This is a genomic window from Pseudomonas alliivorans, assembly GCF_017826695.1.
GTDB classification, from domain to species: Bacteria; Pseudomonadota; Gammaproteobacteria; order Pseudomonadales; family Pseudomonadaceae; genus Aquipseudomonas; species Aquipseudomonas alliivorans.
The window spans coordinates 176,494-200,428 of the sequence record NZ_JAFFZW010000005.1 but is presented as its reverse complement, the minus strand read 5'-3'; the positions used below and the strand labels follow the sequence as shown (position 1 = coordinate 200,428).

The following is a 23,935-nucleotide window of genomic DNA, read 5'->3' as shown; positions in this document are numbered from 1 at the left end:
CGCTTCACCGACTGCGCCAGAGACAGGAGTGTCGAACCGCGCAGAACGACGCAGGCCGCCGGGATCGGGCCTGCGCCAGTCCATGGGTTGATGGCTTGACGAAGGAGTGTTGCCCTCATGCAAGAAAAACCAAAGAAAGTGGCCGAAATGACCCCGGCCACTTTCATCAACGCGCAAAGCGCCGTCACCGGCCTGCGCGGGCGAGACCTTTTTTCCACCCTGCGTAGCGTCGCCGCCCAAGGCTGGCGGCATCCGTTGCGCAGCGCCCGTCACGCCCTCGCGCTGGGCGGTCAACTGGGACGAGTGATGTTGCTGGGCGAAACGCCCTACCCGCCCAACCCTCGCGACAGCCGTTTCGCCGACCCGACCTGGAGCCTCAACCCGCTGTACCGTCGTGGGTTACAGGCCTATCTGAGCTGGCAGCATCAGGTCAAACGCTGGATCGACGACTGCGATCTGTCCAAGGATGACCGGGCCCGCGCGCACTTTCTGTTCAACCTGCTCAACGACGCCCTGTCGCCCACCAATACCCTGCTCAATCCGCTGGCGGTCAAGGAACTGTTCAACTCGGGCGGCACCAGTCTGATCAAGGGCCTGAGCCACATGGCCGATGATCTGCTGCACAACAACGGTCTGCCCAGCCAGACCACCCGGGACGCCTTCGAAATAGGCAGAACGGTGGCCGCCACACCCGGCGCAGTAGTGTTTCGCAACGACATGCTGGAATTGATCCAGTACAAGCCGATGAGCGAAAAACAGTTCAACCGGCCGATGCTGATCGTCCCGCCACAGATCAACAAGTACTACATCTTCGACCTGAGCCCCACCAACAGCTTCGTACAGTACGCGTTGAAAAACGGCCTGCAGACGTTTGTCATCAGTTGGCGCAACCCGGATGTGCGGCACCGGGAATGGGGCCTGTCCAGTTATGTGGAAGCGACCGAAGAAGCCATGAACGTGTGCCGGGCGATCACCGGCGCGCGCGAGGTCAATATGGTGGGCGCCTGTGCGGGCGGCCTGACCATCGCTGCGCTGCTGGGCCATTTGCAGGCCAAGCGCCAGATTCGCCGGGTGGCCAGCGCGACCTACATGGTCAGCCTGCTGGACAGCCAGATCGAAAGCCCGGCCACGCTGTTCATCGATGAAGAAGCACTGGAAGCGGCCAAGCGGCGTTCCTATCAACGGGGTGTTCTGGAAGGCAGCGACATGAGCCGGGTGTTCGCCTGGATGCGCCCCAACGACCTGATCTGGAGTTACTGGGTCAATAACTACCTGCTGGGCAAGGCACCGCCGCCGTTCGACATCCTGTACTGGAACAACGACACCACGCGCCTGCCAGCCGCGCTGCACGGTGACCTGCTGGACTTCTTCAAGCACAACCCACTCAGCCATCCGGGCGGTCTGGAAGTCTGCGGCACGCCCATCGATCTGCAGAAAGTCACGGTGGACAGCTTCAGCATCGCCGGCATCAACGACCACATCACGCCTTGGGATTCGGTCTACCGTTCGACCCTGCTGCTGGGCGGCGAGCGGCGTTTCATCCTGTCCAACAGCGGCCACGTGCAGAGCATCCTGAATCCTCCGGGCAACCCGAAAGCCACCTACGTCGAAAACGGCAAGCTCAGCAGCGATCCGCGTGCCTGGTATTACGACGCACAAAGCCATGACGGCAGTTGGTGGCCTGAATGGCTGACCTGGATTCAGGAGCACTCTGGCACCGAGCGGGAAACCCGCACAGAACTGGGCAACGCGAAATTCCCACCGATGGAGGCTGCGCCCGGCACCTACGTGCACGTGCGCTGATGGCCTGACTCGAAGGGGCCGGCCGATGCGTCGTGCCCCTTATCAATCACCTGTTTTGTGATTTTCGAACAAGAAGACCGGATGAAGACCCGCGACCGTATCCTCGAATGTGCACTGACGCTGTTCAACCAACAAGGCGAACCCAACGTTTCCACCCTGGAAATCGCCAACGAAATGGGCATCAGCCCTGGCAACCTGTATTACCACTTTCATGGCAAGGAACCTTTGATCCTGAGCCTGTTCGAGCGTTTCCAGGCCGAGCTTGCGCCGCTGCTCGACCCACCAGCAGACGCCCGGCTCAACGCCGAGGACTACTGGATGTTCCTGCACCTGATCGTCGAGCGGCTGTCGCATTACCGATTCCTGTTTCAGGACCTGTCCAACCTCGCCGGCCGCCTGCCCAAACTGGCGCGTGGGATACGCAACCTGCTCAACTCGCTCAAACGCACTCTGGCCTCACTGCTGGCCCGCCTGAAATCCCAGGGCCAGCTGGTCAGTGAAACCCAGGCGCTGGGACAACTGGTGGAACAGATCACCATGACCCTGCTGTTCTCGCTGGACTACCAGCGGATTCTAGGGCGCGAAGGCGACGTGCGGGTGGTCGTTTACCAGATCATGATGCTGGTCACCCCGCACCTGCTGCCCACCTCAAGGCAGGTGGCCGAGCAGATTGCGATGGACTATCTGGGGCGGTGAGGATTGATCAGCAACGGCCTTCACCGAAAGGAGCCTGACAGGCTTGGCGAAAGGCTTGAAGCCCGACCTGCTGAGCAGGCCGGGCTTTGACGTTACGGTCTTCTTACGAAGGCTGGTTGGCTGGCGCTTCCGGTGGAGGCGTCGGGGCGGCAGCCGGTTTCGAGCTGTCTGCCGTGGCCGAAGCGGCAGGCTTGGGCGCGGCGGCTTTTCTGGCGGCAGGTTTTCTCGGCGCAGCAGGTTTCGCGGCCGGCTTGGCAGCATCCCTCGCCTTGCTGGCGGTTTTGGAAGCGGCTTTCTCGGCAGCATCAAGTGGCTTGGCCGCTGCCTTTCTGGCCGCAGGTTTGGCCGCTGCTGCTTTATCCGCGACCTTGTCTGCCGTCTTGGCGACGGTCTTGGCCGCTGTTTTCAGCGGTTTGGCCGTGGTCTTGGGAGCAGGCTTGGGCGCGGCTGCAGCGCGCGATGCAACTGGACGCGCCTTGGCGCCAGTCAGTTGCTCGATCTGCTGAGTCAGTTGATCGACCTTGCTGTGCAGCGCCTGGACTTCGTTACGGCTCGGCACACCCAGGCGCGAAATGGCACTGTTCAAACGCTTGTCGAATGCACCTTCCAGCTCGCTCCACTTGCCCAGCGCCATGTCCTTGACATCACCGACGCGGGATTTGGCTGCCTTGGTGGTGTCCTTGACTTCGTCGATCTGTTTCTGCGCTTCGGCCTTGGTCTGCTTTTCGGCCTTCTCGCCGTCTTTTACCAACGTCTCGAAAAGCTTACTGCCGTCATTGCTTATCTTGGAGTAAGCGCCCAAACCAGCCAGCCAGATTTGGCGAGAGTACTTCTCAACCTCGCCAATCCAGGAGCTGCCTTCTTTCTCTACCTTTTTCTTGCCAGCCATCCTGCTCTCCTTATTGTCCAGGCTCGGAACGTTCGAGTCGTTTAGGCTCAGAGCGTTCGAGCTTTTTAGGCCCGACACGTTCAAGCAATGCCGTCAGCTCATCGAGCTTAGCAGAGAGCGTGTCAACATCATGTTTAGATGGGATGCCGATGCGGTTCAAGGCCTTTGCGACGCGGCGGTCGAACGCACTTTCAATTCGGTCGAGTTGCGCTTCGACACGCCCCTTGGCATCGGACACTTCGCCCTTGATCGAGTCCATTTCGCTGTTCGCGGCTTCCAGTTTTTGATCGAGAGCTTTCTTGGCCTCTTTCTCTGCTTCTTCGCCGGTCTTGATCAGCTCTTTGACGTACTGGGTGCCTTCCTCGTTGACCTTGGCATAGGCGCCCAGGCCTGCCAGCCAGATCTTGCGGGCATACAGTTTGACGTCGGAAAAGGTGGAAGCCTGTTCGTCTTCGATTTTTTTCTTGGTGGTCGCTCTGGCCATGGTGCACCTCATGCTCGAAAGTTGAAGGAACCGCCCGATAGGGGCATAAGCTCAAAGCTACGGAGAAAAATTAGAATGCTCACCCTAGGGTGATAAAGAAGGAACGGTGCCCGGCCGCCTGCCAGACGCCGACAGACGGGGATTACGCTTCAGACGGTCTCAGGCAGCCAGTGCCTTGTCCAGCACGCGCTCGACCTCGGACTTGATCGAGCCACTCATGGTCGACAGGATGAAGTTCAGGTCGATATTGATGCGAATCAGCTCGTCCTCGACTTCCACCTTCCCCTTGGCTCCCTTGCCTTCGAGTTTCACGGTGTCGCCTACCCACTCATGGGCCAGGCCGTATCGGTCGGCCAGCTTTTCCACCAACTGCTCTGCCTTCTCGCGCGCCTGCTCCCGGCCCAGGGAATGAGGGCGCTCAACAGTTATCTTCGCCATGAGAGAGTTCCTTGATCATCGTATGAAATGCGGCGCAACTATATACACCCGTCTGCATCCAAGAAAGCGTTGGCGGTGAGCCTTGTCAAGACAAAGCCAGCCTTGACGATTAGAATGGCCCGCAATCTATTCCGGTGAAGCGATATGAACGATCAGCGCAAAGGCAGCGATGCCGAACCTACGACTCACTTCGGTTACAAAAATGTACCGGAAAGCCAGAAGGCAGAAAAAGTCGCTGAGGTATTCCACTCGGTAGCGGCCAAGTACGACCTGATGAATGACCTGCTGTCCGGCGGCATGCACAGGCTCTGGAAACGCTTTGCAATCGAGCTCTCCGGCGTTCGCACCGGCAACCGCGTGCTCGACATCGCGGGCGGCACGGGCGACCTGACCCGCAAGTTCTCCAGCCTCGTCGGCCCAACCGGCCACGTGGTGCTGGCCGATATCAATGCCTCGATGCTCAAGGTCGGCCGTGATCGCCTGCTCGACCTTGGCGTTGCTGGCAATGTGGAGTTCGTCCAGGCCGACGCTGAAAAGCTGCCGTTCCCGGACAACCACTTCGACTGCGTGACCATCGCCTTCGGGCTGCGCAACGTGACGCACAAGGAAGACGCCCTGCGTTCCATGCTGCGCGTGCTCAAGCCCGGCGGTCGCCTGCTGGTGCTGGAGTTCTCCAAACCGACCAACAAGCTGATGTCCAAGGCGTACGACGCCTACTCGTTTGCGTTCATGCCGTTCATGGGCAAGCTGGTCACCAACGATTCGGAAAGCTATCGCTACCTGGCCGAATCGATTCGCATGCACCCCAATCAGGAAACCCTGAAGTCGATGATGGTCGAAGCCGGTTTTGACCGCGTGACCTATCACAACATGACCTCGGGCATCGTTGCCCTGCATCGCGGCATCAAACCGTAATGTTGCTTCGGGGGCTGCTCGCCAGCGTCGAGCACGGTATCAATCGCGTGTTGCGTCTGGACAGCACGGCATTGCCGCGTCTGGCGCGGCTGTCAGGCCATGTGATCAAGATCGATTGCCGCGACCCGTCCCTGAAAATCTATATTCTGCCCAGCGACGAGGGTCTGCTGCTGGCCCCGGAGTGGGCCGCCGACGCCGACTGCACCCTGCGCGCCCCAGCGTCAAGCCTGCTGCGCCTGGCGCTGAGCAAGGACAAGACAGCAGTGCTGCATGGTCCTGAGGTCGAGCTGGATGGCGACAGCGGTGTACTGCTGGAACTGGTCGGCATCCTTCAGGACCTGGAACTGGACTGGGAACACGAACTGTCCCGCTGGCTGGGCCCTGTGGCCAGCCAGTTGCTCAGCGGCCATTTGCGCAGCCGTGCACGCTGGACGCGTGATAGTGTGGCGAGCCTGAGCCAGAACGCTGCCGATTACTTCAGCGAAGAGTCACGCACACTGGTCGGCAAGCATGAAGCCGAAGCCCGTTTTGCCGAACTCGACCAGATCAAGCTCGATCTGGAACGCCTCGAGGCGCGTTTTGCGCGCCTTGCCCGATCCCTCAAATCCAGCGATAACGCATGAAGCTGCTTGCCGTCCGCCGTTTGTTTCGCATTCAACGTGTCGTTATCCGCTACCGCCTCGATGACCTGTTGTTCGCCCTGCCCCTGCCGTGGTGGATGCTGGCAGTGCGTTTCGTGCTGCCATGGCGCTGGCTGCCGCGCAGCAAATCGGAATTGAGCCGCGGCGCACGCTTCCGTCTGGCCTTGCAGGACCTGGGGCCGATCTTCATCAAGTTCGGGCAACTGCTTTCGACCCGGCGCGACCTGCTGCCTGAGGACATCGCCGACGAACTGATGCTGTTGCAGGACCGCGTTCCGCCGTTCGACCAGAATCTGGCCATCAAGCTGATCGAAGAGCAGCTTGGCGCGAAAATCTGCGACGTGTTCAGCCGCTTCGACGAAACACCACTGGCATCGGCCTCGGTCGCACAAGTACACGCCGCTCGTCTCAAGACCGGCGAAGAAGTGGTGGTCAAGGTGGTGCGCCCAGGCCTTAAACCGATCATCGGTCAGGACCTGGCGTGGCTGTTCATTCTCGCCCGCACCGCTGAGCGCGTGTCGGCCGATGCGCGGCTGCTGCACCCGGTTCAGGTGGTGATGGACTACGAGAAAACCATCTACGACGAACTGGACCTGCTGCGCGAAGCGGCCAACTCCAGCCAGTTGCGCCGAAACTTCGAAGGCTCCGAGCTGTTGTATGTGCCACAAGTCTATTGGGACTGGTGCCGCCCGAAAGTGCTGGTCATGGAGCGCATCTATGGCGTTCAGGTGACCGATCTGGCGACCCTGGCCGATCAGCGCACCGACATGAAACTGCTCGCCGAGCGGGGCGTGGAAATCTTCTTCACCCAGATATTTCGCGACAGCTTCTTTCACGCCGACATGCACCCCGGCAATATCTTTGTCAGCACGGTCAGCCCCTGGAGCCCGCAGTACATCGCCATCGACTGTGGCATCGTCGGCAGCCTGACACCGGAAGACCAGGACTATCTGGCACGCAACCTGTTTGCCTTCTTCAAGCGCGACTACCGGCGTGTGGCGCAATTGCACATCGATTCAGGCTGGGTGCCGGCCGAAACCAAGCTCAATGAGTTCGAAGCGGCGATTCGTACCGTGTGCGAGCCGATCTTCGAGAAACCGCTCAAAGACATTTCCTTTGGTCAGGTGCTGATGCGCCTGTTCCAGACCGCACGCCGCTTCAACATGGAGGTCCAGCCACAACTGGTCCTTCTGCAGAAGACGCTGCTCAACATCGAAGGCCTGGGTCGTCAGTTGTACCCCGAGCTCGACCTGTGGAGCACCGCACAACCTTATCTGGAACGCTGGATGCGCGAGCGCGTCAGCCCCAAGACGCTGGTGAGCAATCTGCAATCGCAGGTCGAGCAGTTGCCGCACATCGCCAACATGACCCGCGACCTGCTGGAACGTCTGTCCCGCCCACACGCCTCCGACCCGCCAAACCCGTGGCGCGAGAACAGGGACGGCTGGGCCTTGCGACTGATCGGCTCGGCGCTGCTGGCCGGTGGCGTCATACAAGGCTGGGTGATCAGCGAAGCCGGCACTCAATTGCCGACGCTCGCGGCATGGCCTGCGGCAATCATGCTCATTGCCGGGCTGTATCTGATCGTTCGCCGATAGCCAGCAGCGCATGGCGCTGGCACACTGTTCAATCCGCCGGACCTCAAGTCCGGCTGCCGGAGTAGATATGAAAGACTGGCTGGACGAGATTCACTGGAACAGCGACGGTCTGGTGCCTGCAATCGCTCAGGACCACAAGACCGGCCGCGTACTGATGATGGCCTGGATGAACCGCGAGGCCCTGAGCCTGACGGCATCCGAGAATCGTGCAATCTATTGGTCGCGTTCGCGTGGCAAACTCTGGCGCAAAGGTGAAGAATCGGGTCATGTGCAAAAGCTGCATGAACTGCGCCTGGACTGCGATGCCGATGTCGTCATCCTGATGGTCGAGCAGATCGGTGGCATTGCATGTCACACCGGCCGCGAAAGTTGCTTCTACCGAGTGTATGAAAATTCAGGCTGGAAGACCGTCGACCCGGTCTTGAAAGATCCTGATGCTATTTACCATGCAGGCCATTGAACATGACTGATACGCTGTCCCGCCTGGCCGAGGTGCTGGAATCACGCAAGGATGCCGCTGCCGACAGTTCTTATGTCGCCAGCCTGTATCACAAGGGTTTGAACAAGATTCTGGAAAAACTGGGCGAGGAATCGGTTGAAACCATCATTGCCGCCAAGGACGCTGCCGTCAGCGGTGACTGCAGCGACGTGATTTATGAAACGGCTGACCTGTGGTTCCACAGCATGGTCATGCTTGCGGCGCTGGGTCAGCATCCACAAGCCGTGCTCGATGAACTGGACCGCCGGTTCGGGCTGTCCGGTCATGCGGAAAAAGCCGCCCGCACAGCAGACTGACTGCCTTCCCCTTTCGAGCTTGAAGAATCTTCTACGAGGACTGTTTCATGGGTATTTTTGACTGGAAACACTGGATCGTCATCCTGATCGTCGTGGTACTGGTTTTCGGTACCAAGAAACTCAAGGGTCTGGGCACTGACGTCGGCGAATCGATCAAGGGCTTTCGCAAGGCCATGAACGATGACGAAAAAACAGCCGATCAAGCCTCGGCGCAGCCACAGCCACAGCCGCAGCCGCAGACCCAACAACCGTACACCGCGCCTCAGGGCTCGCCTCTGAACCAGCCGCATACCATTGATGCGCAGGCGCACAAAGTCGAAGAGCCGACCCGCAAAGACCAGGTTTAAGACCATGTTCGGTATCAGCTTCTCTGAATTGCTGTTGATCGGGCTCGTGGCGCTGCTCGTGCTCGGCCCGGAGCGACTGCCCGGCGCAGCACGTACCGCAGGCCTCTGGATAGGCCGACTGAAGCGCAGCTTCAACGCGATCAAACAGGAAGTTGAACGTGAAATCGGTGCCGACGAGATTCGTCGGCAACTGCACAACGAGCACATTCTTTCGCTGGAAGATGAAGCGCGCAAAATGTTCGCTCAGCAACAGCACCCTGAAGTGGCCTACGAGCCGATCACTCCGCCGACTGCGCCGCAGGCTGTCCCGCCGGCCTCGCAACACGAGATCGGTCCGGCAGAGCCTGCACACAAGGCACCGCTGACGCTCGAGAAAACCGCAAAACCTGCCGCCGACACGACACCGGACGTCACACCTTCTCCCGCCCACGATTCGTCATTGCCACCGCGAGCCCCATGAGCGCAGATACCCCGGAAAACGATCAGCAAATGCCGCTGATCTCGCACCTCACCGAGCTGCGTACACGCCTGTTACGCTGCGTTGCCGCAGTGTTTCTGATCTTTGCCGGTCTGTTCTACTTCACGCAGAAGATCTATACGCTCGTGTCGGCACCGCTGCGGGTCTATCTGCCGGAAGGCGCAACGATGATTGCCACCGACGTGGCCTCGCCGTTCATCACGCCGTTCAAGCTGACCATGATGGTGGCGCTGTTCCTGTCCATGCCGGTCATCCTGCATCAGATCTGGGGCTTCATCGCGCCGGGGCTGTACAAGCATGAGAAGCGCGTGGCCATTCCGTTGCTGGTGTCGAGCATCATCCTGTTCTACGCAGGCATGGCGTTCGCCTACTTTCTGGTCTTCCCGCTGATCTTCCACTTCTTCGCCAGCGTGACGCCGGAAGGCGTGTCGATGATGACCGACATCGCCAGTTACCTCGACTTCGTGATGACCCTGTTCTTCGCCTTCGGCGTGGCGTTCGAAATTCCCGTGGCCGTGGTGCTGCTGGTCTGGATCGGCATTGTCGACGTGAAGTACCTGAAGAAGATCCGCCCGTACGTCATCATTGGCTGCTTTGTGGTCGGCATGATCCTCACCCCGCCGGACATCTTCTCGCAGACCCTGCTGGCCGTACCGATGTGGCTGCTGTTCGAACTGGGCGTGCTGTGCAGCGGACTCATCAAAAAACGCGGCGAGCACCCGGACGATCAAGAACAGGAAGCTGACAAGCAAGACCAGCCGCCCGCGACTCAGCCGTGAATCTGCTGCTTCTCGAAGAGGCCGATTTTATTGCGGCCGACCGGGTGGTGCTGCGTGACCGCCGACTCAGGCACATGCAGGAAGTGCATCGTGCCGAGGTCGGCGACAGCCTGCGGGTCGGTCGCATCAACGGTCTGCTGGGCATCGCCGAAGTGCTGCGCCTTGAACCCCGTGAAGCCGAGCTGCGCGTCTCGTTGAACAGCCAGCCGCCTGCCAAGTTGCCGCTGACTCTGCTGCTCGCCCTTCCCCGCCCCAAGATGCTGCGCAGAGTCTTTCAGACCGTCGCGACCATGGGTGTGCCGAAAGTCATCCTGCTCAACAGTTACCGGGTGGAAAAAAGCTTCTGGCAGACGCCGTTTCTCGAGCCGCACGCGATCCGTGAACAACTGATCCTCGGGCTGGAGCAGGCACGCGACAGCGTGCTGCCGGAAATCGTGATCGAAAAGCGCTTCAAGCCCTTCGTCGAAGATCGTCTGCCGCAATTGGCGCTGAACACCCTGGGGTTGGTCGGCCATCCGGGCGATTACCCGGACTGCCCTCGCGCCGTCACCGAGCCGGTCACCCTCGCCATCGGCCCGGAAGGCGGCTGGATCCCCTACGAAGTCGATCTGCTGGGCCAGTCCGGCCTGCAGCCGGTGCAACTGGGCGACCGAATCCTGCGGGTCGAAACCGCTGTCACTGCACTGCTCGCACGCCTGTTCTGATTCAAGTTGCGGCATCCCACTCAATCGCTTCAGTTACGTCATGACTGGCCGATAGGAATGGATACGCACAAGAATGAGTCATCGAGGAGTGGTCATGTATCGCGGGTTAACTCAAAGTCTCGCCAACGCGAGTGTCAGCTTGAAATTGGCCATCGGTTTCGGTCTTGTACTGATCATGACCTTAATGATCTCAACGACGGCCTGGTTCAGCACCAACGCCCTGATTGATCGCGGAGATCGCGTGACAGCGATTGCCGAAATCAACGAGCTGACCCTGCAGCTGCGCGTCAACCGCATGCGCTACGAAGCGCTGTACAACGCCGAGACAGCCACAGACGTCAGAGCAACGCTCGACCAGCTTGACGCCGCGCTGCTGAGCGCCAGAAACATGCTGCGCTCCCCGGAGAACATTCAGTTGCTGGATGGACAGATCCAGGCGACGCGCGAATACCGTCAGTCGTTCGGCGACATGACCAAAGCCATCGAAGTACGTGAAGGCAGTCGCAGCCAGATGGGCGATAACGCCGACAAGGCCGTGGAGCAGGCGAACAAGATCGAAGCGGCGCTGCTCAAGGAAGACAACATCCTGGCCTTCAATGGCATCGTGGGCGTCAGCAAGCTGATCCAGCAGGCGCGCTTTCAGGTCCGCGGCTACACCTACAGCGGCAAACCGGAATTCGAGAAGAATGCCAATCAGGCCATCGATGACGCGGTCACTGGTATCAACACCCTGGCAGGCGATGTTTCCTCCGAGTTCGCACCGACCTTGCAACAAGCCATTGCGGGCCTGAAGGGCTACCGCGCGGCGGTAGGCGTGTACCGGGACTCGCAGGCTGCCAGCAAGGCCGCACTGGAGAAAATGACCGCTCTGGGCGTGAAAATGCTGGCCACCAGCACTGAAATGATCGAGCGCCAGAACAAAAGCCGCGATGCCGAAAGCGACCACGCCGTCATGATGATTGTTGCGGCCACCGCCCTGGCGTTGCTGTTCAGCGTTCTGGCAGCGTGGATCATCACCCGTCAGATTACCGCCCCACTTCAGGAAACGCTGGAAGTGGTCGAGCGCGTCGCCGCTGGCGACCTGAGCCGCAACCTCAACGTGAATAGAAAGGACGAACTGGGCAAGCTGCAAAGCACCATCCAGCGCATGACCGTCAGCCTGCGCGAGCTGGTTGGTGGTATTCGCGATGGCGTTACCCAGATTGCCAGCGCTGCCGAAGAGCTGTCAGCGGTTACTGAACAGACCAGCGCCGGCGTCAACAACCAGAAGGTCGAGACCGATCAGGTCGCCACTGCCATGCACGAGATGACGGCCACTGTGCAGGAAGTCGCTCGCAACGCCGAAGAAGCCTCCGAAGCAGCCGTAGCGGCTGACCAGCAGGCACGCGAAGGTGAGCGCGTGGTCAACGAAGCCATCGTTCAGATCGAGCGCCTGGCATCGGCGGTCGGCAACTCAAGCGAGGCCATGGGCACGCTGAAGCAGGAAAGCGAGAAGATCGGCAGCGTTCTGGATGTGATCAAATCCGTCGCCCAGCAGACCAATCTGCTGGCCCTGAACGCAGCCATCGAAGCCGCCCGCGCCGGTGAAGCCGGTCGCGGCTTTGCCGTGGTTGCCGATGAGGTTCGCAGCCTGGCGCAGCGCACTCAGAAGTCCACCGAAGAGATCGAAGGCCTGATTGTCAGCCTGCAGAGCGGAACTCAGCAGGCGGCGAGCGTGATGGACAGCAGCCGCGAACTGAGTGCCAGCAGTGTCGATCTGACGCGCCGCGCCGGTAGTTCGCTGGAAAACATCACAAAAACCGTCTCGGCGATCCAGTCGATGAACCAGCAGATCGCTGCCGCCGCCGAACAGCAGAGCGCCACGGCTGAAGAAATCAACCGCAGCATCATCAACGTTCGCGATGTGTCGGAACAGACCTCCGCTGCCAGCGAAGAAACCGCCGCATCCAGCATCGAACTGGCGCGTCTGGGTAATCATCTGCAAACGTTGGTGAGCCGCTTTACTGTCTGATTGCACTCAAGGTCATTCCGCGCTCGACAAGCGGCGCGGAAATCCCCCCACTCCTCTCATCCGGTGACGTCCGTCACTGTCCCGATCGACTCGGAAATCTCCTACGACCTGTTCAGGTCACGCGATTCAACTCCTCGCCGATGCGCTCATAACGCAGGTTCTGTGCTGTTCAGAATCTGGTTTCGTTCGCATATCGCAGGAGCATTTCAATGCCTGGAAGGATCACCCACACGCTCGGCAATCTGAGCGTCAGACTCAAATTGGCACTCGGTTTCGGCCTGGTGCTGCTGTTGACGCTGGCCATCACGCTGACTGGCTGGCACGGCCTGGACACGATGATTGATCGTTCCGAATCGCTCTCCGCCGTCGACCGGCTCAACAACCTGACCAAGGATTTGCGCTCCGAGCGCATCATCGCCCGGGGAGAAAACACCCCGGAAAACGTCTCGAAAGTCGTCGACCGGCTCAATGAGATAGAAGCCCACCTGGCCTTGCTGCGCAAACAAAGCGATGAAGCCGACACCCTCACCGGTCTTGAAGCCCAGAGCCAACTGATCAGCCTCATGGAAAAAACCTTCACCGAACTCGGGGCTGACCGCGAAGCACGCGATCAGATGCGCGCACAGCTTGATCAGAAATCCGAGCAAGCGGTAAAAGCAGTTGCCCAGGTAGAAGCCGAAGTGCTCAAGGCGGTCAGTCAGGAACAGGACAATGGTGAACGGATGGACGAGTTCACCAACCTATCGCAACTCAAGCATCAGATTCAGATTGCCCGCTATCAAGTGCAGGCCTACACCTTCACCGGCAGGGAAGCTGATGAGACCGCGGCCGCCACTGCAATTGATGAAGCGCTCAAGGAGATACAGCAGATCTCGCAGGATCAGGCTGATGAAAACATCCAGGCATTGGCACCCGCCAACGAAGCGCTGCAGCAGTATCGGGAGCACCTGACCCGGTTCAAAGCCATACAAATGAAGACTGAAGCAGGCCAGGAAACACTGGAGGAGCTGGGTGACAAGATGCTCAGCGCCGTCGCCGAGCTGAGCAGCCTGCAAGGCGCGCGGCGCGATGGCGAAGCGAATAGTTCAAGGACCACCCTGATCAGCGTTGCGGCGCTGGCCTTGCTGGTCGGCCTGCTGGCCGCCTGGATCATGACTCGGCAGATTACCGAGCCCCTGCGCCAGACGCTGGTCGCTGCCACTCGGATCGCTCAGGGTGATCTTAGCAAGGACCTTGAGACCGGACGACGCGACGAGCTGGGGCAATTGCAGAACAGCATGCAGGCCATGACCCTGAGCCTGCGGGAGTTGATTGGCGGCATTGGTGACGGCGTCTCGCAGATTGCCAGCGCAGCCGAGCAACTGTCGGCCGTGACCGAGCAGACCTGCAAAGGTGTCAACACGCAGAAAGACGAAACCGACCAGGTCGCCACCGCCATGAACGAGATGACCGCAACGGTTCAGGAGGTTGCTCGCAATGCGCAGGAAGCCTCGCAATCGGCCGCCCAGGCTGACCAGCAGGCGCGGGATGGAGATCAGGTGGTTGGCCAGGCCGTTATTCAGATCGAGCAACTGGCCCGCGAAGTCGTCAACTCGACGCAGGCGATGAATCAGCTCAAACAGGAAAGCGGCAAGATCGTGGGCGTTCTCGACGTGATCAAATCAGTTTCGCAACAGACCAACCTGCTGGCACTCAACGCCGCCATCGAAGCCGCTCGTGCAGGCGAGGCCGGCCGTGGCTTCGCGGTTGTAGCCGACGAGGTCCGCAGCCTGGCGCAACGTACGCAGAAGTCCACAGAGGAAATCGAAGAGCTGATCGAGGCTCTGCAGACAGGCACCCAGCAGGTTGCAACCACGCTGGACAACAGCCGCAGCCTGACTGACAGCAGCGTCGAGCTGAGTCGCCGGGCTGGCGGTGCGCTGGAGCAAATCACTCGTACCGTGGCGACCATTCAACAGATGAACGAACAGATCGCCGCTGCCAGCGAAGAACAGAGCACCGTGGCCGATCAGATCAATGCCAGCGTCATCAACGTACGCGACATCTCCGAACAGTCCGCCTCCGCCAGCAACCAGACGGCTGCGTCGAGCGTGGAACTGGCCCGCCTGGGCTCACACCTGAAAGCGCTGGTGGGGAAGTTTCGCGTGGAGTGATCGGCTCGCCAGACCGGACGCGCAGCGTCCCGAGAGGCGTTACCACGCAGCGTGTGTGAACGATCACAGGTCTCAGGCACACTGATCGTGCCCATGCGCCGCGTCACTGGTACGGTCATGAGCCAAGCGCGTACAAAAAAGCCCCTGAAGCCGTGCTTCAGGGGCTCTTTCAAACCGGGCGGCTGTCAGGCCAGAACCGGCTGTACCTCAGGCTTCAGCGGCTGCAATGGCAGCAACGGCGCATGCGGGTCAGCAGCAATGGACGCTCTCCACGCTGCCAGCCATTCCTCATGACCACCGCTCCAGACCAGCTCGTGCAGACGACCCAAGGCGACCGGATCGCTCAACAACATCAGACGCTCATGATTGCCGAGTTTGTCCGGGCCCACCTTCAGTGCATGCTCGACGCGCTCCATACGGACCACTTCGATCGGCTTGGCCTGCTTGTGACGGGACGTCGCCAGTGCGCACGCCAGCGCGTTCTGCTGTGGGTCGACGACGGCGCGAATGAAGCCTTCTTTCAGCGCATGCCAGCGATTCTCGTGGGTGTACTGATCGGTAGAGATCAGTTCCTGCGGCGGCTCGAACTCTTCCGGAATCAGGAAGAACTTCTCGTCCCGCGCCTTGAGACCCAGACCCGTTCGGCTGGAAATCACCGACACCGGGATCGACAGCATCAGCGACACCACGATCGGTGCCAGCCACCACAGGAAGCTTGGGTTCAGGGAGAACACCAGCGCTGCCCAGCAGGCGCCCAGCAGGGTCTGAGGACCGTGACGCTTGACCGCTTCGATCCATGGCGTGGAGTCATCGTCGCGCTGTGGAGAGTTCCAGGTCGCTGCCCAGCCCAGGAAAGCGGCCAGTACGAAGCGGGTGTGGAACAGCATGCGAACCGGAGCCAGCAGCACCGAGAACAGCATTTCCAGCAGCATAGAGAGGGTGACCTTGAACTTGCCGCCATAGCCCTTCGCGCCCTTGGCCCAGATCAGAATGACGCTGAGCAGTTTGGGCAGGAACAACAGGACGATAGTGGTCGAGAACAGCGCAACGGCTTTTTCCGGGTGCCATTGTGGCCACAGCGGATAAAGCTGACGCGGTTCAAGGAAGTAGGTCGGCTCCATCAGCGTGTTCACGGCCAGCAAGGCGGTGGACAGCACCAGGAAGAAGAACCACAACGGTGCCGACAGGTAAGACATGACGCCCGTCAGGAACACCGCACGGTGAACCGGGTGCATGCCCTTGACCAGAAACAGCCTGAAGTTCATCAGGTTGCCGTGGCACCAGCGGCGGTCGCGCTTGAGTTCGTCCAGCAGGTTCGGTGGCAACTCTTCATAGCTGCCCGGCAGATCGTAGGCAATCCACACGCCCCAGCCGGCACGGCGCATGAGCGCAGCTTCGACGAAGTCGTGAGACAGGATCGCACCGGCGAAGGCCCCTTTACCCGGCAACGGCGCCAGCGCGCAGTGCTCGATAAACGGCTTCATGCGGATGATCGCGTTGTGACCCCAGTAGTGGGATTCACCCAGCTGCCAGAAGTGCAGACCGGCAGTAAACAGCGGACCGTAGACGCGTGTGGCGAACTGCTGCATGCGGGCATACAGCGTGTCCATGCCGGAAGCGCGTGGTGCGGTCTGGATGATACCGGCGTCCGGCGTGGCTTCCATCAGGCGAACCAGACTGGTCAGACACTCACCGCTCATTACGCTGTCGGCATCAAGTACGACCATGTAACGGTAGTCACCCCCCCAACGACGGCAGAAGTCATCGAGGTTGCCGCTCTTGCGTTTGACGCGACGGCGGCGACGGCGATAGAAGATCTTCCCGAAACCACCGGTTTCACGGCAGACGTCGAGCCAGGCTTGCTGCTCGGCAACGGCGATGTCGGTGTCGTTGGTATCGCTGAGGACGAAGAAGTCGAAGCGGTCCAGGTCACCCGTGGCCGCTACAGACTCGAACGTCGCACGCAGACCGGCGAACACGCGTGGCACATCTTCGTTGCAGATCGGCATGACCAGCGCAGTACGTGCGCCAACTTCAATCGGCTCGTTGCCGGCGCTGGCACCGGAAATGCGGTACTTGTCGCGACCGGTCAGCAATTCCAGGAAGCCCATCAGCGCGGTCCAGAAACCGGCCGATACCCAGCAGAACAGAATCCCGAACAGCAACAATATGCTGGTCTGCAAGGCGTATGGCATCACCTGCAAAGCGGTCTGCACAAAGGTCTGGCGTGTGATTTCGTCCAGCGAAACCAGCGACCAGCCCTGATACGGCAGGATACCTTTCATGTACCAGCCAGCCACAATCGTCTGACCCAGCATGAGAATCAGCAGGATATAGCGACGAATCGAGCCGACCGTCCGCCAGCGCGCCTTCGGCAAGTCGCGCGGCAGATCGTCGTGCTCAGGCTTGGGCGGATTGGTCTTGCCCGTCAGCCGACGCCAGCCACGCACCAGAATGTTGGTGCGCCACGGCTCGGGAACAACCTTGGTACGACGAATCGGGGGAGTGGCCTTCAGGCACAGGCGACCGCTTGCATCGACACCGAGCATCTCGGCGTCCTGCAATTCGTCGGCTGTAGACAGCGTGAGCCGACGGCCCACCGAAGCCTGGGCGGCCTCGGCGGTGTCGGTGATCGGCTGCGCAGAAAGGCGTTCATGCAACTCGGCGAAGGACTTGCAGCCGGCCAGTTCGGCCCGCTGCTCGTCGCTCATCGGTAAATGCGCCAGGTACTCGTTCAGAGACACTGGCACCGGTAGAGAATTACTCATCGCTCGGCAACTGATAGCTCCAGGTCTCGGTCATGACTTGCAACGTCTTGGCCGGTTCCGGATGGGTGGGCGCAGCCTCGGTTGCAGGCTGCTGGATTTCTTTACCGTCCTTGTCCTTGGCGACGTCAGCCTTGGCGTCGGCTTTGGCTACATCAGCCTTGGCGGCGTCGGCTTTGGCGACTTCACCTTTGGCAGCGTCAGGCTTTGATGCATCGCCCTTGGCGGCATCAGGCTTGGCGACTTCGGTCTTCGGTGCGTCGGCCTTGGCAATCTCTACCTGATCGGTGTCCTTGGTCGCTGCCGGTTTGGCGGCTTCCTTGGCAGCCGCTTCCTTGGCAGCAACTTTCTTGTCTTCTGCCTTGTCGGCAACCAGCAGCGCAGGTTCCTTGCCAGGTTCGGCCGGAATCTCGCGCAGCAGATAGGCACGCATTTCGGTTGGCTTGCCGGAATCCTTGACCTTCACACGCAGGGTCAGACGATAGCCCTTGGTGACCGGGTTGTAGCGCAGGTTGTTTTCGACCAGCTCGACGTTGTCGTCGGTGGTCACCTGGCTGCGGATGGTCTTGTCTTCAGGCAGTGCAGCCAGCACCGGACCGACGAAATCGACCAGGAAGGCGAGGCTGCCATCCGGCTGACGGATCAGGTTGGACTGACGCACGTCACCGATGGAGCGCTGGGTCTGCTTGACCCAACCCAGATCCGGGGAGTGAATCGAGTTTTCCTGCATGGTCCAGTGGATGCGGTAGTTGAAGTCCATCGGCTCGCCCGGCTTGGCCAGGGTCTCAGGCTTCCAGTAAGCAACGATGTTGTCGTTGGTTTCGTCGGCAGTCGGGATTTCGACCAGCTCGACCGTACCTTTGCCCCAGTCACCTTTCGGCTCGATCCAGGCACTTGGGCGTTTGTCGTAGCGGTCGTCGAGATCTTCGTACTGGCTGAAGTCACGGCCACGCTGCAACAGACCGAAACCACGCGGGTTCTCGACCGAGAAGCTGCTGATGGACAGGTGTTTAGGGTTGTTCAGCGGACGCCACAACCATTCGCCGTTGGCTGCCTGAATCGACAGACCGCTCGAATCGTGCAGCTCGCGACGGTAGTTAGGCACACGGGATGGCTGGTTGGCACCGAACAGGAACATGCTGGTCAATGGCGCAACGCCCAGCTTGTTGACGTTGTCACGCAGGAACATACGCGACTTCACGTCGACCAGCGTGTTGGTACCAGGACGCAGGGTCAGCTGATAGGCACCGGTGGCACGCGGCGAATCGAGCAGTGCGAAGATCACCAGATGGTTGTCATCCGGACCTGGCTTCTCGATCCAGAATTCCTTGAAGCGCGGGAACTCTTCACCCGACGGCGAGGCAGTGTCGATCGCCATGCCACGAGCGGACAGGCCATAGACCTGGCCCTTGCCGATCACGCGAAAGTAGCTCGCGCCCAGCATGGTCATGATTTCGTCCTGCTTGTCGTCCTTGTTGATCGGGTACAGCACACGGAAACCGGCATAACCCAGTTTTTCGGTGGCTTTCGGATCGATCTTCAGGTCGCCGAAATCGAAACGACTGGCGTCGTACTTGATTTCGTCAACGGACGTAGCGGTGACTTCGTTGATTTTGACCGGTGTGTCGAAATGCATGCCCTGATGATAGAAAGACACTTTGAACGGCGTCTTGTCGCCCGCCCATTCGGCCTTGTCATCACGGAAACGGATTTTCTGATAGTCCGCGAACTTCATGTCGCGCAACTCGTTGGGCAGATTGCTTCTCGGCGCTTCGAATTTCTGCCCGGCCATTTCTTTGGCTCTGGCCGCTACATCATCCAGGCTGAACGCCCACAACTGACCCGCACTGAACAGGCAGACCAGCGCCGAGCTTGCCAGGAGCGCACTGCGCAGGCGCTTGACAGATTTCTTTGGAGCATCACAGGGACTAACAATCACGAGCAACCCTCGCCGAAAACAGATGAAGAAACCAACGGCCAGCTATCGATGCCGGGTTGGCGAGCATTGTTCCGACTCCAATTGGGGCTAATGATTCCCCAACCTGGTGTCAGAACCGCTTTTGTCATGCCAGATGGATCAACCACCGCTGATCTCCGTTGCGCGCGATTATCCAGTAGCACGCGTCACAACGCATCAGATATGACAAAGAATTTTATTCCTCCGGGACTTATTGATCCGGGAGAAGACAACGGAATATTAGCTCAGGTTTCGAGCAGGAAAGTCACAGGGCCATCATTGACCAGATGCACTTGCATGTCCGCACCAAACTGGCCCGCCGCAACAGTCGAATGCGCGATCCTGGCCTGATCCAATAGATAGTCATACAACGCTGCACCCAGCGCAGGCGGTGCCGCTTTCGAGAAGCTCGGACGCATGCCGCTTTTGGTATCGGCCGCCAGTGTGAATTGAGAAACCAGCAGCAACCCGCCGCCCACGTCACGCAGGGACAGATTCATCTTGCCGTCGGCATCACTGAACACCCGGTAGTTAAGCAGCTTGTGCAGCAACTTATCGGCACTGGCCTGCGTGTCTTGAGGCTCCACACCGACCAACACCAGAATGCCCTGATCGATTGCGCCAACTACCTCACCACCCACTTCCACGCGTGCACCCTGCACGCGCTGCAATAACGCTTTCATAGAGACTCTTTCAGACCTGCAACAGGACGGCGAAGGTATCAGGCTTCTTCAGGTGGCAGATCGAGCAGGCGACGCGCGACCTGTGCAGCAGCGCGGACCAGCGCATCGGTGATGCCTGGCTCCGACGCTGCGTGGCCCGCGTCACGAATCACCTGCAGTTCGCTGTTGGGCCACGCCTGATGCAGCTCCCAGGCATTGTCCAGTGTGCAGATGACATCGTAACGACCGTGAACAATGATGCCCGGCAAATGGGCGATCTTCGGCATGTCGCGAATCAACTGGTTGGTTTCCAGGAAGGCATTATTCATGAAGTAGTGGCATTCGATACGCGCAATCGACAGCGCGCGTTGCGGCTCGGAGAAGCGGTCGACCACCTGTGGATTGGGACGCAGGGTGGCCGCACGACCTTCCCAGGTGGACCAGGCCTTGGCGGCGTGCATCTGGGCAATCTGGTCCGGCCCGGTGAGGCGCTTGTGGAAAGCCGCCAGCAGGTTGTCCCGCTCATCCAGCGGGATGTTGGCAACATAGTCCTGCCAGTAATCGGGAAACAGGCGACTGGCGCCCGCCTGATAAAACCAGTCGATATCCTGCTGGCGCGCCAGGAAGATTCCGCGCAGGATCAGTGCGTGTACACGGTCAGGGTGAGTCTGGGCGTAGGCCAGTGAAAGCGTCGAGCCCCACGAGCCGCCGAACAGCACCCATTTTTCGATACCGAGGTGTTCACGAATTCGTTCGAGGTCTTCCACCAGATGCCAGGTGGTATTGTTTTCGATGCTGGCGTGAGGCGTGGAGCGACCGCAGCCGCGCTGATCGAACGTGATGATGCGGTACAGGTTCGGATCGAAATAACGGCGGCTCTGCGCATCGCAACCCGAACCCGGCCCGCCATGAATGAACACCACGGGAAGACCTTCGGGCGATCCGCTTTCATCGACGTAAAGCACATGCGGCTGTTCCACGGCCAGATCGTGCCGGGCGTAAGGTTTGATCTGCGGGTACAAAGTCTGCATATGTGCTCCATGAGTCCGATTCAGAGGCTTCTATTATTCTGCCGTTGGGCATCATAAACCCGAAACGAGGAATGAGCATGCTGCACATCATCGTTGTGAGTGGAACGATCAATGCAAGCGTTTTGCCAATTTGCAGAGTTCGCGAACCAGCGCAGTCGCTCCGGGTCGAAGCGAGAGCTATTTCTTCAATTATTTCTTTAATTTTCAGGAAATAACTGACGACACGCCTACAGTCTAATAACCCCATCTTTCAATCCGTCAGACTACTTGAGGTCGTACCGATGTCTCAGGAACCACTTGTTCGTGACGCTGATGTGGCTGCTTTTCGCGCCGCAGTGCTCGCCAAACTCACTTACTCAGTGGGCAAGGACCCCGACCATGCGTTTGAGCATGACTGGTTCGAAGCTGTTGCCCTGGCTGCTCGTGACCACATGGTCGAGCACTGGATGGACCACACGCGACAGATTTATCGCACGGTTCAGAAACGGGTCTATTACCTGTCGCTGGAGTTTTTGATCGGCAGATTGCTGTACGACAGCCTGAGCAATCTGGGCCTGCTGGAAATCGCTCGCGAAGCCATGACCGAGCTCGGCGTGGATATCGAGCGGATTCGTCTGCTGGAGCCTGATGCCGCGCTGGGTAACGGCGGCCTGGGTCGTCTGGCGGCCTGCTTCATGGAAAGCATGTCGACCCTGGGAATCGCCGGCCACGGCTATGGCATCCGCTACGAGCACGGCCTGTTTCGTCAGGCAGTGGTCGACGGCTGGCAGCAGGAACAGACCGAGAACTGGCTGGACTTCGGCAACCCATGGGAATTCGAACGCCCGGAAGTGGTGTACTCGATCGGTTTCGGCGGCAGTGTCGAAACCTTCACCAACGAAGCCGGCGAAACGCGTCAGGCCTGGCGTCCGGGCGAAACCGTCCGCGCCATTGCCTATGACACTCCGGTAGTCGGCTGGCGTGGCGCGAGCGTGAACACCCTGCGTCTCTGGCGCGCCCGTGCCGTGGAAGACCTGCACCTGGAGCGCTTCAACGCCGGTGACCACTTCGGTGCCGTAGCGGAAGTGGTGCGCGCTGAAAGTATTTCCCGAGTGCTGTACCCGAACGACGCGACCGAAGCCGGTCAGGAATTGCGCCTGCGCCAGGAATACTTCTTCGTCTCGGCCTCCCTGCAGGATTTGCTGCGTCGTCATTTGAACATGCACGCCACGCTGACCGATCTGCCGGAGCATGCGGCGATCCAGATGAACGACACGCACCCGTCCATTGCCGTGGCCGAGTTGATGCGTCAGTTGATCGACAATCACAACATTCCGTGGGACACCGCCTGGAAAATCACCGTAGGCACCCTGGGTTACACCAACCACACGCTGTTGCCCGAAGCGCTGGAAACCTGGTCGGTCGGCCTGATGGAACGGATGCTGCCGCGCCACATGCAGATCATCTACCTGATCAACGCGCAACACATCGACACGCTGCGCGCCAAAGGCATCCATGATTTCGAAGTGCTGCGTGCGGTGTCGCTGATCGAAGAAGACAACGGCCGTCGTGTGCGCATGGGCAACCTGGCGTTCCTCGGCTCGCACAGTGTCAACGGCGTTTCGGCGCTGCATACCCAATTGATGCGCAAAACGGTATTCGCCGAACTGCACAAGCTGTACCCGGAGCGAATCAACAACAAGACCAACGGCATCACCTTCCGCCGCTGGCTGTTCCAGGCCAACCCTAAACTGACCGAAATGCTGGTCGAAGCACTCGGTCCGGACGTGCTGGACAACGCAGAAACCCGTTTGAAGGAGTTGGAGCCGTTCGCCGAGAAGTCATCCTTCCGCAAGCAGATGGCCGATCAACGCCTGCACAGCAAACGTGCGCTGGCGGCGATCATTCATGAGCGCCTCGGCATCTCAGTCAACCCGGCAGCGATGTTCGATGTGCAGGTCAAGCGGATCCACGAGTACAAACGTCAATTGCTGAATCTGTTCCACACCGTCGCGCTGTATCAGGCAATTCGTGCCGAGCCAGGCACGGACTGGGTGCCTCGGGTCAAGATATTCGCAGGCAAGGCGGCGGCCAGCTATCACTCGGCCAAGCTGATCATCAAGCTGACCAACGACATCGCCCGTACCGTCAACAATGACCCGACCGTACGCGGCCTGCTCAAAGTGGTGTTCATGCCCAACTACAACGTCAGCCTGGCCGAAAGCATCATCCCGGCAGCCGACCTGTCCGAGCAGATCTCCACCGCAGGCCTTGAGGCTTCAGGCACCAGCAACATGAAATTCGGCCTCAACGGCGCTCTGACCATCGGCACGCTGGACGGTGCCAACGTGGAAATGAGCGAGCAGATCGGCCTGGAAAACATGTTTATCTTCGGCATGACCTCGCAGGAAGTCGAAGCCCGCAAACAGGCAGGCGACTTCAGTGCACATGGCGATGTTGCGGCGTCCGGCCGCTTGAACGATGTGCTGCAGGCGATTCGTGGCGGGGTCTTCTCGCCGGATGACCCGAACCGCTATGCAGGTCTGGTCGATCAATTGCTGGCCTATGACCGCTTCCTGGTCTGCGCCGATTTCGACTCGTACTGGGCGGCCCAGGCAAAGGTCGAAGAACGCTGGCACGACTCCAAGGAATGGTGGCGCTCGGCAGTGCTCAATACGGCGCGCATGGGCTGGTTCTCCTCGGACCGGACCATTCGCGAGTATGCGGGCGAAATCTGGAAAGCGCTGGACTGAAAACAGGGGGCACATCGTCACCTGATGCTCAGCCCCCTTCGCGGACAAATCCGCTCC

The 23,935-nt window shown here is 59.8% G+C and carries 21 protein-coding genes and 1 pseudogene; 15 read left to right on the top strand and 7 right to left on the bottom strand.

Annotated elements, in window-relative coordinates; translation table 11 throughout:
• Positions 1–117 precede the first annotated feature (117 nt).
• Positions 118–1,803 (top strand): class II poly(R)-hydroxyalkanoic acid synthase, encoded by a 1,686-nt coding sequence (gene phaC, locus JTJ32_RS15680; RefSeq protein ID WP_099229383.1) that lies wholly within the window; start codon positions 118–120, stop codon positions 1,801–1,803.
• Between the two features lie 81 nt (positions 1,804–1,884).
• Entirely contained in the window at positions 1,885–2,499 is a 615-nt protein-coding gene (locus JTJ32_RS15675) for a TetR/AcrR family transcriptional regulator (RefSeq protein ID WP_210042583.1), read from the top strand.
• 103 nt (positions 2,500–2,602) lie between these two features.
• Here the strand turns inward: JTJ32_RS15675 and JTJ32_RS15670 are convergent, their stop codons facing one another.
• The 3 genes from JTJ32_RS15670 to JTJ32_RS15660 form a co-directional block, all read right to left on the bottom strand.
• Positions 2,603–3,388, bottom strand: a complete 786-nt coding sequence (locus JTJ32_RS15670; protein WP_099229381.1) for a phasin family protein — start codon at positions 3,386–3,388, stop codon at positions 2,603–2,605.
• Between the two features lie 10 nt (positions 3,389–3,398).
• Complete coding sequence (locus JTJ32_RS15665) at positions 3,399–3,872, bottom strand: phasin family protein (RefSeq protein WP_099229380.1); 474 nt, start codon at positions 3,870–3,872, stop codon at positions 3,399–3,401.
• A gap of 159 nt (positions 3,873–4,031) precedes the next feature.
• On the bottom strand, positions 4,032–4,310 hold the full coding sequence (locus tag JTJ32_RS15660; RefSeq protein WP_004882685.1) for a polyhydroxyalkanoic acid system family protein: 279 nt from the start codon (positions 4,308–4,310) through the stop codon (positions 4,032–4,034).
• Positions 4,311–4,454: 144 nt separating this feature from the next.
• Here JTJ32_RS15660 and ubiE point away from each other — a divergent pair, with 144 nt between their 5' ends.
• From ubiE to JTJ32_RS15605, 12 genes and pseudogenes are all read left to right on the top strand, one after another.
• Entirely contained in the window at positions 4,455–5,225 is a 771-nt protein-coding gene (ubiE, locus tag JTJ32_RS15655; protein ID WP_004882686.1) for a bifunctional demethylmenaquinone methyltransferase/2-methoxy-6-polyprenyl-1,4-benzoquinol methylase UbiE, read from the top strand.
• Positions 5,225–5,848, top strand: a complete 624-nt coding sequence (locus JTJ32_RS15650) for a ubiquinone biosynthesis accessory factor UbiJ (protein WP_099229379.1) — start codon at positions 5,225–5,227, stop codon at positions 5,846–5,848. The genes ubiE and JTJ32_RS15650 overlap by 1 nt, the downstream gene beginning before the upstream one ends.
• Positions 5,845–7,464 carry a ubiquinone biosynthesis regulatory protein kinase UbiB gene (gene ubiB, locus JTJ32_RS15645; RefSeq protein WP_099229378.1) on the top strand — a complete coding sequence of 540 codons (1,620 nt, stop codon included), beginning with the start codon at positions 5,845–5,847 and terminating at the stop codon, positions 7,462–7,464. The genes JTJ32_RS15650 and ubiB overlap by 4 nt, the downstream gene beginning before the upstream one ends.
• Before the next feature lie 67 nt (positions 7,465–7,531).
• The gene (hisI, locus tag JTJ32_RS15640) at positions 7,532–7,924 is read left to right on the top strand and encodes a phosphoribosyl-AMP cyclohydrolase (RefSeq protein WP_004882689.1); all 393 of its coding nucleotides are present in this window, start codon (positions 7,532–7,534) and stop codon (positions 7,922–7,924) included.
• A gap of 2 nt (positions 7,925–7,926) precedes the next feature.
• Positions 7,927–8,259, top strand: coding sequence for a phosphoribosyl-ATP diphosphatase (locus JTJ32_RS15635; protein WP_004882690.1), 333 nt, complete (start codon positions 7,927–7,929; stop codon positions 8,257–8,259).
• Positions 8,260–8,306: 47 nt separating this feature from the next.
• Positions 8,307–8,606 carry a twin-arginine translocase TatA/TatE family subunit gene (locus JTJ32_RS15630; protein ID WP_210042582.1) on the top strand — a complete coding sequence of 100 codons (300 nt, stop codon included), beginning with the start codon at positions 8,307–8,309 and terminating at the stop codon, positions 8,604–8,606.
• Positions 8,607–8,610: 4 nt separating this feature from the next.
• On the top strand, positions 8,611–9,066 hold the full coding sequence (gene tatB / locus JTJ32_RS15625; RefSeq protein WP_184321951.1) for a Sec-independent protein translocase protein TatB: 456 nt from the start codon (positions 8,611–8,613) through the stop codon (positions 9,064–9,066).
• Entirely contained in the window at positions 9,063–9,863 is an 801-nt protein-coding gene (tatC, locus tag JTJ32_RS15620; RefSeq protein ID WP_099229374.1) for a twin-arginine translocase subunit TatC, read from the top strand. Before tatB ends, tatC begins: the two co-directional genes overlap by 4 nt.
• The gene (locus JTJ32_RS15615) at positions 9,860–10,567 is read left to right on the top strand and encodes a 16S rRNA (uracil(1498)-N(3))-methyltransferase (protein WP_099229373.1); all 708 of its coding nucleotides are present in this window, start codon (positions 9,860–9,862) and stop codon (positions 10,565–10,567) included. Before tatC ends, JTJ32_RS15615 begins: the two co-directional genes overlap by 4 nt.
• A 73-nt stretch (positions 10,568–10,640) precedes the next feature.
• Positions 10,641–11,675, top strand: a pseudogene (locus JTJ32_RS26945) (methyl-accepting chemotaxis protein); the annotation flags it as partial.
• 39 nt (positions 11,676–11,714) lie between these two features.
• On the top strand, positions 11,715–12,578 hold the full coding sequence (locus JTJ32_RS26940) for a methyl-accepting chemotaxis protein (RefSeq protein WP_456239182.1): 864 nt from the start codon (positions 11,715–11,717) through the stop codon (positions 12,576–12,578).
• A 209-nt stretch (positions 12,579–12,787) separates the two neighbouring features.
• A complete protein-coding gene (locus JTJ32_RS15605; protein WP_210042579.1) occupies positions 12,788–14,731 on the top strand; it encodes a methyl-accepting chemotaxis protein in 1,944 nt (647 codons plus the stop codon).
• A gap of 185 nt (positions 14,732–14,916) precedes the next feature.
• Here the strand turns inward: JTJ32_RS15605 and mdoH are convergent, their stop codons facing one another.
• The 4 genes from mdoH to pip form a co-directional block, all read right to left on the bottom strand.
• Positions 14,917–17,499 (bottom strand): glucans biosynthesis glucosyltransferase MdoH, encoded by a 2,583-nt coding sequence (gene mdoH / locus JTJ32_RS15600; protein WP_099229370.1) that lies wholly within the window; start codon positions 17,497–17,499, stop codon positions 14,917–14,919.
• Positions 17,492–19,441 (bottom strand): glucan biosynthesis protein G, encoded by a 1,950-nt coding sequence (locus tag JTJ32_RS15595; protein WP_328823973.1) that lies wholly within the window; start codon positions 19,439–19,441, stop codon positions 17,492–17,494. The genes mdoH and JTJ32_RS15595 overlap by 8 nt, the downstream gene beginning before the upstream one ends.
• A 257-nt stretch (positions 19,442–19,698) precedes the next feature.
• Positions 19,699–20,136: a D-aminoacyl-tRNA deacylase gene (dtd, locus tag JTJ32_RS15590; RefSeq protein WP_099229369.1), complete on the bottom strand. Its 438-nt coding sequence runs from the start codon at positions 20,134–20,136 to the stop codon at positions 19,699–19,701.
• Between the two features lie 38 nt (positions 20,137–20,174).
• Positions 20,175–21,146, bottom strand: coding sequence for a prolyl aminopeptidase (gene pip, locus JTJ32_RS15585; protein WP_099229368.1), 972 nt, complete (start codon positions 21,144–21,146; stop codon positions 20,175–20,177).
• 281 nt (positions 21,147–21,427) lie between these two features.
• Here pip and JTJ32_RS15580 point away from each other — a divergent pair, with 281 nt between their 5' ends.
• Positions 21,428–23,878 carry a glycogen/starch/alpha-glucan phosphorylase gene (locus tag JTJ32_RS15580; protein WP_099229367.1) on the top strand — a complete coding sequence of 817 codons (2,451 nt, stop codon included), beginning with the start codon at positions 21,428–21,430 and terminating at the stop codon, positions 23,876–23,878.
• Positions 23,879–23,935: the final 57 nt, after the last annotated feature.